The 15,433-nt window shown below is 43.4% G+C and carries 11 protein-coding genes; 10 read left to right on the top strand and 1 reads right to left on the bottom strand.

Annotated elements, in window-relative coordinates:
- Positions 1-411: 411 nt before the first annotated feature.
- The 9 genes from ACTWPM_RS10280 (at position 412) to ACTWPM_RS10240 (ending at position 11,713) form a co-directional block, all read left to right on the top strand.
- Positions 412-1,425, top strand: coding sequence for an NAD-dependent epimerase/dehydratase family protein (locus tag ACTWPM_RS10280; RefSeq protein ID WP_443132955.1), 1,014 nt, complete (start codon positions 412-414; stop codon positions 1,423-1,425).
- Between the two features lie 227 nt (positions 1,426-1,652).
- Complete coding sequence (gene argC / locus ACTWPM_RS10275; RefSeq protein WP_443132954.1) at positions 1,653-2,690, top strand: N-acetyl-gamma-glutamyl-phosphate reductase; 1,038 nt, start codon at positions 1,653-1,655, stop codon at positions 2,688-2,690.
- Positions 2,691-2,710: 20 nt separating this feature from the next.
- Positions 2,711-3,940 (top strand): bifunctional ornithine acetyltransferase/N-acetylglutamate synthase, encoded by a 1,230-nt coding sequence (gene argJ / locus ACTWPM_RS10270; RefSeq protein ID WP_443132953.1) that lies wholly within the window; start codon positions 2,711-2,713, stop codon positions 3,938-3,940.
- Complete coding sequence (gene argB / locus ACTWPM_RS10265; protein WP_443132952.1) at positions 3,903-4,718, top strand: acetylglutamate kinase; 816 nt, start codon at positions 3,903-3,905, stop codon at positions 4,716-4,718. Before argJ ends, argB begins: the two co-directional genes overlap by 38 nt.
- A complete protein-coding gene (locus ACTWPM_RS10260) occupies positions 4,715-5,875 on the top strand; it encodes an acetylornithine transaminase (protein WP_443132951.1) in 1,161 nt (386 codons plus the stop codon). Before argB ends, ACTWPM_RS10260 begins: the two co-directional genes overlap by 4 nt.
- A 108-nt stretch (positions 5,876-5,983) precedes the next feature.
- Positions 5,984-7,048, top strand: coding sequence for a carbamoyl phosphate synthase small subunit (locus ACTWPM_RS10255; RefSeq protein ID WP_443132950.1), 1,065 nt, complete (start codon positions 5,984-5,986; stop codon positions 7,046-7,048).
- Positions 7,041-10,061, top strand: a complete 3,021-nt coding sequence (gene carB / locus ACTWPM_RS10250) for a carbamoyl-phosphate synthase (glutamine-hydrolyzing) large subunit (protein ID WP_443132949.1) — start codon at positions 7,041-7,043, stop codon at positions 10,059-10,061. Before ACTWPM_RS10255 ends, carB begins: the two co-directional genes overlap by 8 nt.
- A 1-nt stretch (position 10,062) precedes the next feature.
- Positions 10,063-11,019: an ornithine carbamoyltransferase gene (gene argF, locus ACTWPM_RS10245; RefSeq protein WP_443132948.1), complete on the top strand. Its 957-nt coding sequence runs from the start codon at positions 10,063-10,065 to the stop codon at positions 11,017-11,019.
- Positions 11,020-11,227: 208 nt separating this feature from the next.
- Entirely contained in the window at positions 11,228-11,713 is a 486-nt protein-coding gene (locus tag ACTWPM_RS10240) for a GyrI-like domain-containing protein (RefSeq protein ID WP_443132947.1), read from the top strand.
- An 809-nt stretch (positions 11,714-12,522) separates the two neighbouring features.
- Here the strand turns inward: ACTWPM_RS10240 and ACTWPM_RS10235 are convergent.
- Positions 12,523-13,269, bottom strand: coding sequence for a hypothetical protein (locus ACTWPM_RS10235; RefSeq protein WP_443132946.1), 747 nt, complete (start codon positions 13,267-13,269; stop codon positions 12,523-12,525).
- 262 nt (positions 13,270-13,531) lie between these two features.
- Here ACTWPM_RS10235 and ACTWPM_RS10230 point away from each other — a divergent pair, with 262 nt between their 5' ends.
- Complete coding sequence (locus ACTWPM_RS10230) at positions 13,532-15,427, top strand: IucA/IucC family protein (RefSeq protein WP_443132945.1); 1,896 nt, start codon at positions 13,532-13,534, stop codon at positions 15,425-15,427.
- The last annotated feature ends 6 nt before the right edge of the window (positions 15,428-15,433 follow it).

Below are 15,433 nucleotides of genomic sequence, written 5' to 3'. Positions count from 1 at the left end.
AGGGTCCGTTATTCTCCCGTGGCTGGGTTGGTGGGGAAATGGCGAGACTCCCATGGGAGAAGGAACTAGGTGAGATCCCGCAGGGAGTGAAACGAGCGAGGAAGCTCACCGTTCCCCCATAGGAAAGTGTTCAAATGTGGAATCGCCCCGAAAGACACGACCAGCATAAGCCGAGCATCAAAAGGGCGGTGGTCTTTCCGTGCGTTGATGAACGGCTTATGTCTCGAGTGTCTGGGTGATGGAACAAGACGAGTTATTTCCCCACCAGCCCACCCTCCTCATATTGTAACGGACCCAAGGTATCTCGAAACTGAGTCTTACAGTATACGGCCAGTTAGTGGAATAACTCTCGTGAAATAACTGCAGAAATTTTTAAGATGACAAAATTTGAATCGTAAGGGAGACGGTTTTATGAAGCTGTTAGTTATTGGGGGTACGCAGTTCGTTGGTAAGTCCATTGTTGAGAGCGCAATAGAAAGTAATCATGAAGTTACATTATTTAATAGAGGTAAAACCAATCCCGAGTTCTTTAAAGAAACAGAAAAAATAATCGGTGATCGCGAGAACTTGGACGATTTAAAAGTGTTGCAAGGCAGACGGTGGGACGCTGTTATTGATACATGTGGATACTTGCCAAAGTATGTGGCCCAGGCAGCAGAGGTGCTAAAAGAGCAGGTTGATATATATGTTTACATATCCAGCATGTCCGTTTATAAACATCTGACGGAGCAAGATCAAATTGATGAAGGAGGAGAGGTTTTTACCTTATCAGATGAAGAAATTGAACGCGTAACTAAAGGTGTTAAAGGGCGATCGGCCAATGAGTATTATGGACCTTTAAAGTACCATAGTGAAATGGCTGTAAAAGAAATTATGAAAGAAAATCGTTCTCTAATTATAAGGCCGGGGCTGATCGTTGGGCCGGATGACCCAACAGACCGGTTTACGTACTGGCCTGTCCGTGTAAAAGCAGGAGGATCCTTTATTGTACCGGAACCAAAAGATAAAAAAATTCAATTTATTGATGTACGTGATTTATCAAAATGGATCGTCCAGATGATTGAGAAACAGGAGACAGGCGTTTTTAATACAAACGGCCCTGGAGAAAAGCTGACGATGGAGGACTTTATCCATTCATGCAGAACTGTACTTAATCCTGAGGCCACACCTGTTTGGTCGGCTGAGTCCTTCCTTTTAAAAGAAAATGTCCAACCCTGGACAGAGCTTCCTCTGTGGGTGCCTACCCAGGGTGATTTCGGAATCAACTGTGTAAAAGCAATCGAGAAGGGATTAGGTTTTCGTGCTGTTGAAGAAACCATCCGGGACACCTACGAATGGTACAGGAACCGTAGAGAAGCATTAAGTAAAGCGGGATTAAAACCGGCTCAGGAAAAAGTTTTATTAGAAAAGCTTAACCGTTTATAAAGATACAAAACTATATTCTATGAAGTGAAAGGTAGGGAGGTGGTTTCACAACGCATTTGCCAGGAATTTTTAAAAGGGCTGTACCTTTTGTCGAATCTTAGGTCAAGATTAAGATTTTAATAAATATACAATATATCGTATAAATCTATTGACATATACGCTATAAGGGTTAATAATATTGTAAATATACAGATTTAAACATAAATATACATAAGGGTGGTTTTCAATTGAAAGCAGGAATCATAGGGGCTACCGGTTATGGCGGAGTAGAACTTTTTCGCCTGCTTAACTCGCATCCCCACGTTAAACAAGTAACCTTATTTTCTTCTTCTAACGCAGGAGAGGAATTCACTTCCATTTATCCGCAAATGGGCACGGAACAAAATCATAGATTAGAAGAGCTGAAACCTGAAGAAATGAAAGAAGAGTTAGACGTTATCTTCTTAGCAACGCCGGCGGGGGTATCTACTCAGTTAACACCGGAGCTGCTTGGAGGTAAGGCAAAAGTCATTGATTTATCCGGCGATTTACGTTTGAAAGATGCTTCCTCCTATACCCAATGGTATAAAAAAGAGGCTTCTTCATCTGACATCCTCGAGAAAGCAGCTTATGGACTTCCGGAATGGAACAAAGAAGGGATCCAGTCGGCTGATTTAATTGCGAATCCGGGCTGTTTTCCAACAGCAGCTCTGCTAGGTCTTGGCCCGCTTGTATCTCAGGGAATAGTTGATCCTTCCTCGATTATTATCGATGCTAAAACAGGAGTCTCGGGTGCCGGTAAGAATCCTGGAGCCATTTCTCATTTTGCTCATCTGCAAGAAAATTTCCAAATTTATAAAGTCAATCAACACCAACATATTCCTGAAATCGAACAACAACTGAAGGAATGGAGTCCTGAAACAGTTCCAGTTACCTTCTCTACTCATCTTGTACCCATGACAAGAGGGATTATGACCACCATTTATTTAACCATGAGAGAGAACCAAACGCTTGAGGAGCTGAGAAGTTATTATGAAAGCTGCTATGCGGAGGAGCCTTTTGTAAGATTAAGATCGGAAGGGCAGTTCCCGGGCACCAAGGACGTGTACGGTTCGAATTACTGTGATATTGGGATCACACTCGATTCAAGAACCAATCGGGTAACGATCGTATCTGTTATTGATAACCTTATGAAAGGTGCAGCCAGTCAAGCTGTACAAAATATGAATCTATTATTTCAATATGAGGAAAAAGCAGGGCTTCCTGATTTACCTGTTTATCCATAAAGAAGAAAGGGAGAGTTGGTTTGGTCCAAACAACGAATTTGCATCAAAAGGTTGAGAAAGTGGAAGGCGGAACATTGCTTACGCCAGGAGGATTTCAATCAGGCGGCATACACAGCGGGCTTCGTTATAAGAAGAAAGATTTTGGATTACTGGTCAGTGAGACTCCTGCTTCTGCGGCAGCAGTCTACACTCAGAGCCATTTCCAGGCACCTCCACTAAAAGTGACTCAGGAGAGTATTGAAAAGGAAGGAAAGATTCAGGCTCTCGTCATTAATAGTGCCGTAGCCAACGCTTGCACAGGGAAAGAAGGCTTAAAAAATGCATATGAAATGAGAAAAATGATTGCTGAACGATTTCATTTTCCAGAAGAATATGTAGCTGTAGCTTCTACCGGTGTGATTGGAGAACAACTTCCTATGGAGAAGATCACCTATGGGTGCGAAACCGTTGAAGTGACAAAGGACGGTGCTCCAGATTTTCAAAGATCCATTCTTACAACTGATAAATGTGAAAAAACAGCTTGTTACCAAGTGGAGGTAGAAGGACAAATGGTGACCATTGGGGGCGCAGCTAAAGGCTCGGGTATGATTCACCCTAATATGGCTACCATGCTTGGATTTATTACCACGGACGCCACCATCGATCCTGAATTGCTGCAGAAAGCGCTCAGTCAATCCATTGAACGATCGTTTAACCAAATAACCGTAGACGGGGAAACCTCCACCAATGATATGGTGCTTGCCATGGCCAATGGCTATGTAGACCATCAGCCACTGGATGAGGAGCATCCAGATTGGGGTGGTTTTCAGTACGGACTCCAGCTCGTCTGTGAAGATTTAGCTAAACAAATTGCTAAAGACGGAGAGGGAGCTACCAAACTGATTGAGGTAAACGTAACGGGGGCTGGTACAGACGAGGAAGCACGTATCATTGCAAAAAAAGTAGTCGGTTCTAGTCTGGTAAAAACAGCGGTGTACGGTTTAGATGCGAACTGGGGACGGATTGTAGGAGCAATAGGACACAGTGAAGCCCAAGTGAATGCAGAAGCCTGTGATATCTATATTGAGGAGCAGCTTGTATTTAGTAACGGCACACCTTGTGCTTTTTCAGAGGAACAGGCTGTGGAAGATCTGGATAACGAAGAAGTAACTTTAGCGATTCACCTTCATGAAGGAGATGGAAAAGGTACAGCATGGGGGTGTGATTTGACTTATGACTATGTCAGAATCAACGCAAGCTACCGAACGTAACGATAAGCCAGTTATTGTAATCAAGCTTGGTGGAAGTATGATCGAACGCTTAACAGAAGAGTTTTATGAAAGTTTTCACGGACTCCTCAAACATTACCATTGTCTAATTGTTCATGGAGGGGGACCAGCTATTACCACCTTATTGGGACGAATGGATATCGAAGGGGAATTTCACGAAGGACTTAGGAAGACGACGAAAGAAACCCTCGAAGTCGTGGAGATGGTACTTGGCGGAAAGGTAAATGCCCAGATTACGTCCGCATTAGCCAGGCAGAGCATCCTTCCTGTCGGTTTAAAAGGCTGCGATGCCTCCTTGCTCACAGCGAGTTACGAAAACAAGGAAGACCTCGGTTTTGTTGGTAAAGTTGAGGAAGTGAACACAGACATTCTTTATACAGTTATGCATGCAGGGTACCTGCCTGTAGTAGCTCCATTAGGTAAGACAGAAAATGGACAGACCGTAAATATTAACGCTGATCTTGCAGCTGCGGCAATTGCTAAAGCAGTGCAAGCAGAGAAACTGTTATTTGTAACAGATGTACCAGGTATTATCAGCGAGGATGAAGTGATAAAAGAAACAAGCCCGGAAGAAATTGAATCCTTAATCAGCGGTGGCTGTATTTATGGCGGAATGATTCCAAAAGTACAATCGGCCATGGCGGCTTTATCTGAGCATTTACAAGAAGTCATGATTGTTAGTGGGGAGGATGCCTTAATCCAGGGAGACCGTATGAAAGGTACTAAGATCCGGGCCACAGTAAAGGAGAGAGCGGAATGAGTCTATTTCCAACTTATAACCGGTTTCCACTGACACTGGTTTCCGGGTCAGGAACGACGGTAACAGACGATCAAGGCAAGCACTATTTAGATTTCGTTTCAGGTATTGCTGTATGTAATCTGGGACACCGGCCTGAAGAAGTACAAAGCGCTTTGCAAAATCAGATGGATAAGCTCTGGCATGTGTCCAATCTTTATCAGCTCCCTACTCAGGAAGAAGCTGCTGAAAGGCTTGTAGCACCTACGAATCTTGACCATGTTTTCTTTTGTAACAGCGGGGCAGAGGCGAATGAAGCGGCTATTAAAATAGCTCGTAAATATACAGGGAAAGAAAAAATTATTACATTTAAACAGTCCTTTCATGGAAGGACATTTGCTACGATGAGTGCGACTGGACAGGAAAAGATTCAGAAAGGGTTCGGTACGCTGCTTCCTACTTTTGAATATCTTCCTTATAACGATAAAGAGGCTGTGGAACAGCTGGAAGGTGATCAAGTAGCTGCGATCATGGTAGAAGTGATTCAGGGAGAAGGAGGCGTGGTTCCGGGGACGGCTGAGTTTCTTTCGGCGGTGGAAAGTAAGTGCCGCGATCTTGGAGCTCTGCTTATCATAGATGAAGTACAGACAGGGATTGGAAGAACAGGAAAACCATTTGCTTATCAACATTTTGATTTAGACCCTGATATTGTGGCTTCCGCAAAGGGGCTGGGCAGTGGCTTTCCAGTTGGTGCTATGCTGGGTAAAGCAAAGCTTGCAGAAACCTTCTCAGCAGGCTCACATGGCACAACATTCGGCGGGAACCCGCTCGCTGCTGCAGCGGTTAACGCTACCCTGGAAAAGATTTTTAGTTCCTCGTTTTTAAGTGAAGTAGAAGAGAAAGGCGACTATTTTAAAGAAGAGCTTATAAATTCCTTGAAGCCGCTTAATGTTGTAAAAGAAGTCAGAGGTAGAGGAATGATGATAGGTATAGAGCTTAAGAAGGAAGCGATGCCGGTCATTCACGCACTGAGAGAAGAGGGGATGCTTGCCGTCCTGGCCGGCCCACAAGTCATACGACTGCTTCCGCCACTGAATGTAACGTATGATGAGCTATCAACAGCTATTCAAAAACTCAGCAAGGTGCTGCAAGAGCAGTTTAAAGATTTACAAAACGCATAACTTGAGAAAGTACGGTGAAGCCCAAAAGGGAAACACCGTCTTTTTCAAATCATTGTTGTATAAAAATACAGCGCATATTATAATTATTCATAATGATGGGGTGAGAGTATGCAGGGTTATCTTCATTTACAAAATGGTCAATCGTTCGAAGGAGACGTCTCCAGCACTTGGAAGAAAGATGTACAGGGTGAAATTGTATTCTTTACTGGTATGACGGGTTATCAAGAAGTACTGACTGATCCTTCTTATAAAGGGCAGGTCGTTGTCTTTACTTACCCCTTAATCGGTAATTACGGAATAAACGATAAAGATTCAGAAAGTAAGGAAATTCAGGTGGGCGGCGTGGTTATGTTCCACTGTGCAACCACGACCGCTCATCACGAAGCTTCGATTTCTTTGAGTGATTATTTAAATTCTCACCAGGTGCCTTTCATAACAGGGGTAGATACCAGGGAAGTTACAAAGGCGATAAGAATGGATGGCACAAGACAGGCTGTTGTATCGGACAAAAAGGAAGTTAATTTCCTAAACCCTACAACTGGTCAAATCTACCAAACTGAAAATAATGATATCGAGGAGTTTGGAGAAGGATCCGTGCATATTGGATTAATAGACTTTGGTTGGAAAAAGTCCATTTTGACCTCGTTCCTTAACCGGGGCATTAAAGTCACTGTGGTTCCTTTTTCAAAAGCGCATCAATTACATGATTTATCACTGGATGGACTTGTTCTTTCGAATGGTCCGGGTGACCCGAAGGACGCACAGAAACATCTTTCAGATATTCGAGGCCTTCTTGAATCTCTGCCTTCCTTTGGGATATGTATGGGGCACCAGATTATTGCTCTTGCTTATGGAGCGGATACACATAAATTATCCTTCGGTCACCGCGGCGCGAATCATCCGGTTAAAGATGCCTTAACAGGAAAGGTTTTTATGTCTTCACAAAATCATAATTACGTGGTTGATGAAGAAAGTTTACTGGCTACTCCGCTAGCCAAGCGGTTCTTTAATGTGAATGATGACTCCGTTGAAGGTCTGGAGCATACTCAAAAACCGATCCTTTCGGTGCAATTTCACCCGGAAGCACATCCAGGACCCCAAGACGCCGAGTGGTTATTTGAACACTTTATTTCACTCGTAACAAACAAGAAGGGAGAGGAAGTCCATGTCTAAGAAAATACTGGTGGTTGGATCAGGGCCTATTGTAATTGGGCAGGCGGCAGAGTTTGACTATTCAGGCACACAGGGATGCCTTGCTCTCCGTGAAGAAGGCTATGAAGTGGTCCTGGTCAATAACAATCCTGCCACGATTATGACAGACCATACCGTTGCCGATATCGTTTATTGTGAACCATTAACCGTACCGAGCCTGACCGCAATCATTGAGAAAGAAAGACCAGCGGCACTACTGGCAGGGCTTGGCGGGCAGACGGCGTTGAATTTAGCTGTAGAACTGGATAAAGCGGAGGTACTTAAGAAATACGAAGTAGAACTGCTCGGAACCAGTGTGGAATCGATTCAAAAGGGAGAGGATCGCGAACTCTTCAGAACGTTAATGAGCGAACTGAATCAACCGGTACCTGAGAGCCAGGTTATTGTATCTGTATCAGAAGCGAAGCAATTTGCTGACCGCGTAGGATATCCAGTAATCAGTCGTCCTGCTTATACGCTCGGAGGCAGGGGAGGCGGAATAGCTGAGACGGAAGCAGAACTCAAAGAGCTTATTCATAATGGATTGAAAGCTTCTCCCATTCATCAGGTCATTATTGAAAAGAGTATCGCCGGATTCAAAGAAATCGAATACGAAATTATGAGAGACACAAATGGAACCTGTATTTCCGTTTGTAATATGGAGAACTTCGATCCTGTAGGCGTTCACACAGGGGATTCGATTGTCACAGCTCCTTCGCAGACGTTATCGGATCAGGAATATCAAATGCTTAGAACTGCATCATTTGATATTGTTTCAGCTTTAAATGTGATCGGAGGATGTAATGTGCAGCTCGCACTAGATCCTCATAGTAAGAAGTACTATGTAATTGAGGTTAACCCTCGTGTCAGCCGGTCCTCCGCACTTGCATCTAAAGCTACAGGCTACCCAATCGCCAAACTGGCAACGAAAGTAGCGCTTGGGTACACGCTGGATCAGCTGCAAAATCCACTCACGGGTCATACTTACGCGAGTTTTGAACCAGCCCTGGATTATACAGTTGTTAAATTTCCACGTTGGCCTTTTGACAAGTTTTCAGAGGCGGATCGAAAGCTGGGTACTAAAATGAGAGCGACAGGAGAAGTCATGGCGATTGATCGTACGCTGGAAGGCGCGTTCCAAAAAGCGGTTCAGTCATTGGATACGGTCATCCCTCCTCTTACTGATTTGCATAAGCATCTCACTCAGCCGACAGATTTACGTTATTTCGCTATATTAGAACTGCTTCGCCAGGGTGATCGTATCGAAAACATACACAACAGCACTCATATAGATTTATTTTTCTTAAATGTGTTAAAAAACCTGGTGGAAATGGAGAACACTTTAGCCAGCCATACCATTGAGTCTGTCCCGGAAGGAGTTCTTAAGCTTGCTAAACTGTACAGCTTTACTGATCAATCCATAGCTGACCTGCTGGGGTGCGACGAGAATAGGCTGGCAGAGGTAAGAAAAAGCTACGGGATCACCCCTGCTTTCAAAATGGTGGACACCTGTGCAGCTGAATTTGAAGCAGCTACGAATTATGTTTACAGCACATACGCAGGGATTAATGAAATCACACCACTGGAAGGCAGCAAGAAAGCATTGATTATTGGCTCCGGCCCCATACGTATCGGGCAGGGAGTAGAGTTTGATTATAGTGCTGTTAAAGCTATTGAAAGCCTGCAGGCCGCTGGCTGGACTACGATCATGATTAATAACAACCCGGAAACGGTAAGTACCGATTATGAAACAGCCGATCGGCTTTACTTTGATCCCATCCAGAAAGAAGTAATCGCTTCTATTGTGGAGCACGAGAACATTGATCTCGTTTTTACTCAATTTGGAGGGCAGACCGCGATCAATATGGCAGAAGAACTGGAAGAGTCCGGCATTCCACTAGCAGGAGTAAGTACGGATATGCTCGATGGACTAGAAGACCGGGACCGCTTTTACTCCAGTTTAAAAGAATTGAATATCCCTCATGTGGAAGGCAGTACCTGTCACACAAAAAACGAAGCTTTAGAAGCTGCCAATCATTATTCTTATCCTATTCTGTGCCGTCCATCCTATGTGATAGGAGGTCAGGGTATGGTGAAGGTCAAGGATGAAAAGGAGCTTAAACAAGCGCTTCAGGAGACTGATGCTCGTCATTATCCGATCGTTCTTGATCAGTTTATGACTGGAAAAGAAGTAGAAGTTGATTTAGTTGCTGATGGGGAACGTATTTTTATTCCGGAAGTCATGGAGCACATTGAACCCGCAGGAGTGCATTCAGGGGACAGTATGGCGGTCTTTCCGTCTTCTCTGCCTGCTTATGTGAAGGAAGCCGTAACGGACTATAGCGAGAAAATTGTTCGCCATTCTAAGTATAAAGGGATTATGAATATTCAATTTTTATGGAGCGGAGAGAAGGTATATGTGCTGGAAGTAAATCCTCGTTCCAGCCGCACTGTTCCGATTATTAGCAAAGTTTCAGGCATCTCGCTTGTTGACTTAGCGGTTCGCCTGTTAATTGAAGATCCAACATGTGACCTTACTACCGTTCCTTCTCCTTCCTGGAGTCATGTTGCTGTTAAATACCCGCTGTTTTCATCTCATGCTCTTCCGGAAATCGACCATAAACTTGGGGCCAATATGCAGTCAACAGGAGAAGGTATGTGTCTTGGCAGTACAGTACCAGAGGCATTAGCTAAAGTCTTTTCTCACCTTCCTGATATTCAGTTAAATCCAGAGTCGTGTTTTATAGATGCGGACAATGCTGATGAAGACCCGGAGAAACCAACGTTTGAAGAGTGGATTCAGACTGATGAAGCAGCCATCTATGTTAATGATCAAGTAACTCCTGCTGCCAAAGAAAGAAGAATTCAAGCATTAAAGTATGGGATTACCGTATTTAGTGAACCATCTACATTTGACGCCTATTTACAATCCTTAACGGTTAAGGATGCCAAGCCGACCCCTTTGCCCGGCAATATAACAGAAGGAGTGCGATAAGATGAATTTAATGGAACAAATGACGTTTACAAACGAATCACTATTAGGAAAGAACGTGTTGACCTGGCTAGATTTTAACCAATCGGAAATTTCTAATCTGCTTGCCCAGGCTCAATACCTAAAAGAAAATCCGCACTCTAAATCCTTAGCTGGGAAGACTCTGGCAATGGTCTTTGAGAAGTCATCCACCCGGACTCGTGTTTCCTTTGAAGTGGGGATGGTTCAGCTTGGGGGTCATGCTTTATATTTGAACTCAAGAGATATTCAAATTGGACGGGGAGAAACGATTGCTGACACGGCTAAAGTGCTTTCCGGCTATGTAGATGCAATCATGTTCCGCACAACCTCTCATGAAAAACTTAAAGAACTTGGGGACCATGCATCTGTTCCAGTGATTAATGGGCTTTGTGATATTTATCACCCCTGTCAGGCGTTGGCCGACGTGTTTACCATTCTTGAGGAAAAAGGGCGTCTCTGTGGGGTGAAATTAGTTTATATCGGAGACGGAAATAATGTGGCCCATTCTCTAATGATCATAGCGGCAATGATGGGGATGGAGTTTGTCATTGTTACCCCGGAAGGTTATGAACCTGATCAGGGAATTGTAGAAAAATCGAAGAAAATAGCTGAGCAGCATAACGGTTCTGTGACCTTAGTGAATGAGCCTTCGAAGGCTGTCATAGATGCAGATGTTATTTATACAGATGTTTGGACAAGTATGGGGCAGGAAGAAGAATTTGAGGATCGGTATAAAGCTTTTCAGGACTATCAAGTTAATGAAGAACTGATCAGTAAAGCCGACAATAATGTGACCTTCCTCCACTGTCTGCCAGCTCACCGCGGAGAGGAGGTGACGGCTTCGGTAATCGACGGGAAACATTCCAAAGTCTTCACTCAGGCTGAGAATCGCATGCATGTTCAAAAAGCTATTCTTCAGGCAGTTATTGGTTTTCAATAAAAATAATTTCATAAACTCGTCATAAAATGCCGGCGGCTTATACTATGATAGTCAATGAGGATTTTCTACTCCTGTATCCTTTGTCTGGGAAAGATTTTAGCGAATCGCTTCGAATAAAATCGAATGGAGAATTTTAACAAGGAATACAATCATTCGTGTGGAAGTAGTCAGGGAGAGTGACTAAAATCATAAAGGAGTGGCTCATAGAATGAGTGAACAAATTTCAACGGCTGTGGAACCTAAGGTCGTGAAAAAATCCAACTTCAAGGTAGTAGGCACGTATTGTCAGACGATGATGGATGAGAGGAATGTAAAGATTCCGAGATTGATGGAGCGTTTTCACACTTCTAAACTTCATGAAGTCAAAAATCGCATTAATCCTCCGTGTTCAATCGGAATGTTTGTCGATCCTCCTAATTGGAATGAAGATACCGAGTCTTTTTATTGGATTGCTGCTGTAGAAGTGGATAGCTATGAGAAGATCCCGCAAGATATGATTACGAAAACGATCCCTGCTCACACGTATGCGGTTGTAGAATACGATCCGTCCGTCCATGATTTTGATCCTTACCCTTACTTGCATAAATGGATAAAGGAAAAAGGATATATCCCTGTAGACGGGTTTGGTTTTGAAGTTTACCACCCTTATACAGGATCTCAGACGAAATATTCTCTTTATCTGCCGATTAAATAACGAAAAGCAAGGCCTGTTTCACCAGGCCTTGCTTTTTTATATACCCTTTGCTTAGTCGTTTTTCATAAGAGGATTATTAAACTATCGGGCCGGATAGTTGAAGACTCGATTTCGAGATATATTGGGGCCGTCACGAGATGAGGAGCGGGTTGGTGGGGAAATAACTCGCTTTCCTATGGGGGAACGGTGAGCTTCCTCGCTCGTTTCACTCCCTGCGGGATCTCACCTAGTTCCTTCTCCCATGGGAGTCTCGCCAATTCCCCACCAACCCAGCCATGGGAGAATAACGGACCCTTCCAAAAGAGATTGCTCTCCTTCTAAATAGGACCTAAATGCTTCTGTTACAAGTTTTTCCACATCGTGCTAGCATGAAAATAAACGCTTTATCCTATGCTTTTTTCCCCAAGCAAACAGTGTGTTAAGTGGTTTCGAGTTGCTGTTTCGGCTAGGTCCGGAGGGGGACGATGGAGACTCCTGTGGGATAAACATGATCGGTGAGACCCCGGAAGTCGAAGACTGAGGAGGCTCAGCACATGCCCACGGAAAGCGGAATCGTCCCCCGCAGGACCTAATTCTAACAAAAGTCTCGAAACTGAGTCTTCCAGTAACGGGAGCTTATGTGTAGTATTCTAAGTGAGGTTTAACTTAGCTATTCTTTAAAGGATAATTAGAGGGAAACGTGATATTTTAAAATACGAGATTATTTATGCTTTGCTAGTAATAGAATTTACAGACCTCTCGAGTAATAGGGCAAATGATAAATAACCGAACTATTAAAAAAGGAACTTCTGGCCTGGGAAGTTCCTTTTTTATATACGGTGGTCCCTTTCTTCGTCAGCAATAAGGGGACACGTAGGACAGCATTTTGTTTTATCTGCTCCGTGCAGCATATATTTCATACAGCAATGCCTGCGTACATATGTTTTCTTGCCATTATCTGCTTCATAAAAACGGAAATTAAAATGTAGCGGGTTCCTCATGTTTTTGCCAAAACACGCTTCCGTCGTAAACCGGCGAAACACTTCTTCTGCGTATTCCTTTTGCTCAGGATGGGTTTGAATAAGTTTGCAGTACCTTTGATGAAGGTTATGAGAAACGATGGACCGCATATGGGTCGATTTACATCCTGTGGTTTGAGCGACCTGATGAAATAAAGGTTGTAAATGTTTTACAAGAAACGTATGGATCAATTTCTTGATCTTTTCATCTGATAGATCATTGGTCGAATAAACGGCGTCTTCTGAGATGATATAATTCATCGCATTCTTTTCCTTCAGTTCAATGCCCACGTGGGAGGGCATCATATCAAGAATGAGATTATGTTTTACGATCATCTCATATAACCCCATTGTAATAACCGAGTACATCTTTCCAAAAAGAAGCCCCGTTATGGCAAGGTTCGGAGCATTCAACTGCTGCTTTTGAATTTGAAGCAGCTGCTGAATACGTTCTTTATCGTGAATGAGCTCAGCCACCTTGTAGGAGATCTGATCCTCGTATGACTTTCCAATATAGATTCGAAGATTGTTTTTGATTTGTTCAAATGCAGTGTTCATCTTAATGACTCCCACACTTTATATTTTTCCATCAAAAACTCTGGAAATGATAACTGTTATCAATTATAAAATATTTATAGAATTCAAACAACAGCTTATAAGCATATTCGATAGGGTGAGGCACGTATGCTAGTCTGGGCGGTGGGCAAGTTGCAATCCTACCTTTAGAAATCATTATGAAAAGCATATATAATTGAAAAAGCGCTTATTAAGGAAATAAATTCAAGAGCTGCGCAGGCAATCCTTTACGAGGTGAAATCATATGGAAGAAACAACGCATGCAACATCCTTCATACAGAACGAGTATCCCCAATTCAGAGAAACTTACCCCGCTCATGCAAAGGTAGCTGAAAAAATCATTCTTCATCAGCTGGTTCAGGCCATTATCCGTGAGTGCATCGTTCATTATGAGTGGTCTGCCGATTTATCCACTATCTTTATTCCACTGAAAAAGGGCGGCACCCTGCAAGTAAAGGTTTCAGGGAGATATCGGTTAGGGCACCTGGATATAGAAGGAGATATACGGCATGTGGATGAGAACGAGAACAATTGTCCCGTGTACTCGCCTGAAGTTTGTCTCGATTTATTATATGGGGATGGCCAGCTCTCCTCGAATCAATCTGCGTTTTATCAAGAGATCAAAAATAGTGTGGTGAATTATGGACTAGCATTGACTATTGCTGAGGAACGTGCCTTGAGTGTAAAAAAGGAAGCGCGACGTTTACAAGCTTCAGATGTTTTTTTATACGCCCTCAAGAAAAAGCAGGAGAGTCCATTATTTAGTCCTTTAACATTCTTTGAACAGTGGGTCGTCCAGGGTCATACCATTCACCCGTGCTCCCGTACACGACTGGGAATCTCTTTAAAGGATATGACTCAATATGCTCCGGAGTGGGAAGGAAGTCCGTGCGTCATTCCACTGGCTGTTCATCACCAATACAGCAGAATGACCTCAATGGAAGGACAGTCAGTAAAGTCGATTTTATCCCAGGAGTATCCTCATTTGAAGAAAGCTTTTAATGAGATGTGTTTTGAGAATCAGTGCGACCCTGAAGAATACGAAATTATTCCTGTTCATCCATGGCAGTTCCGTCATACACTTCCAGTTTATTATCAAGAAGCACTGGAAAAAAAGAGGATCATCCCCTTAGAACAAGCAGGGATTAAAACGGCAGCACTTATTTCTTTCCGGAGTTTGGCTCCGTTTCAGAATCGAGTGAACCATCATATAAAAACGGCTGTGAATGTCCAAATGACAAGTGCGGTCCGAACGGTTTCAGCAGCGTCTACTAAAAATGGACCTACCTTATCAAAATTGTTTAGACAGGTGTTCTTGAACGATGCCTCGCTCGCCCGATCCTTATCTATTATGAGTGAACCATCAGGGATTCATTATGAACCGGAAGAGACAGTAACAGAGGAGGATCATCATTTTCTTCAGAAAAACATAGCGGCTATTCTTCGTGAAAATCCGGAGAAAACACTCGCTGAGGATGAAATTGCTGTACCAGCCGCTTCTTTGTTAGCTGAATCTCCAATAACGGGGGACCTTATGGTCACAGAACTGGTTTACCGACAAGGGAAAGCTACCAATGCAGAGGCAGCGACTGCTTTTATTCAGGAATATGCCTTGGCCTTATTACCTGGAATCGTTACGCTTATCACGAAGTATGGTGTTAGTATGGAAGCTCACCTTCAGAACTGTGTGATCGTATTTAAAAATGGACAGCCCAAGCGGGTCATTCTTCGAGATCATGGCGGTATTCGAATAATGAATGAGCGGTTGAATCGTTTCTTTTCTCAACAGCCGATCGATCCGAGTACGAATTTAATGACTGAACAACGGGAAGATCTCCTCGATATATTCTCGCACGCTGTTTTGCATAACCATCTTGGGGAAATCATTGTCGCTTTAGTCAGACAGTCAGGTGTCGAAGAGAGTGCATTATGGGGAGCAGTAGAGAGGGTTCTGCGTCAGATTTACGCTTCGTTAGAAAAAGATTCCCTGACAGCGGAAGCAGCTTTTGAAGACGCAGCTACAATTTTTTCAAGACCTTCAAGGATGAAAGCTTTGGTTCAGATGCGTTTATTGAACCAGTACACGGAAAACAGTTTTGTCGACATGGCAAATCCATTTTCACCAGAAAGTGAGGTGTAACGAATC

The organism is Halobacillus sp. K22 (genome assembly GCF_052246795.1).
GTDB lineage: Bacteria > Bacillota > Bacilli > Bacillales > Halobacillaceae > Halobacillus.
Note: the sequence above shows the minus strand (reverse complement) of the source record. Positions and strands in the feature narration are given on the sequence as shown.

What these genes read in the sequence shown, in the direction of transcription:
- ACTWPM_RS10280 (WP_443132955.1), top strand. Translation starts at nt 412, where the DNA reads ATGAAGCTGTTAGTTATTGGGGGTACGCAGTTCGTTGGTAAGTCCATT.
- argF (WP_443132948.1), top strand. Translation starts at nt 10,063, where the DNA reads ATGAATTTAATGGAACAAATGACGTTTACAAACGAATCACTATTAGGA.
- ACTWPM_RS10235 (WP_443132946.1), bottom strand. Translation starts at nt 13,269, where the DNA reads ATGAACACTGCATTTGAACAAATCAAAAACAATCTTCGAATCTATATT.
- ACTWPM_RS10255 (WP_443132950.1), top strand. Translation starts at nt 5,984, where the DNA reads ATGCAGGGTTATCTTCATTTACAAAATGGTCAATCGTTCGAAGGAGAC.
- ACTWPM_RS10240 (WP_443132947.1), top strand. Translation starts at nt 11,228, where the DNA reads ATGAGTGAACAAATTTCAACGGCTGTGGAACCTAAGGTCGTGAAAAAA.
- argB (WP_443132952.1), top strand. Translation starts at nt 3,903, where the DNA reads ATGACTATGTCAGAATCAACGCAAGCTACCGAACGTAACGATAAGCCA.
- ACTWPM_RS10260 (WP_443132951.1), top strand. Translation starts at nt 4,715, where the DNA reads ATGAGTCTATTTCCAACTTATAACCGGTTTCCACTGACACTGGTTTCC.
- ACTWPM_RS10230 (WP_443132945.1), top strand. Translation starts at nt 13,532, where the DNA reads ATGGAAGAAACAACGCATGCAACATCCTTCATACAGAACGAGTATCCC.
- carB (WP_443132949.1), top strand. Translation starts at nt 7,041, where the DNA reads ATGTCTAAGAAAATACTGGTGGTTGGATCAGGGCCTATTGTAATTGGG.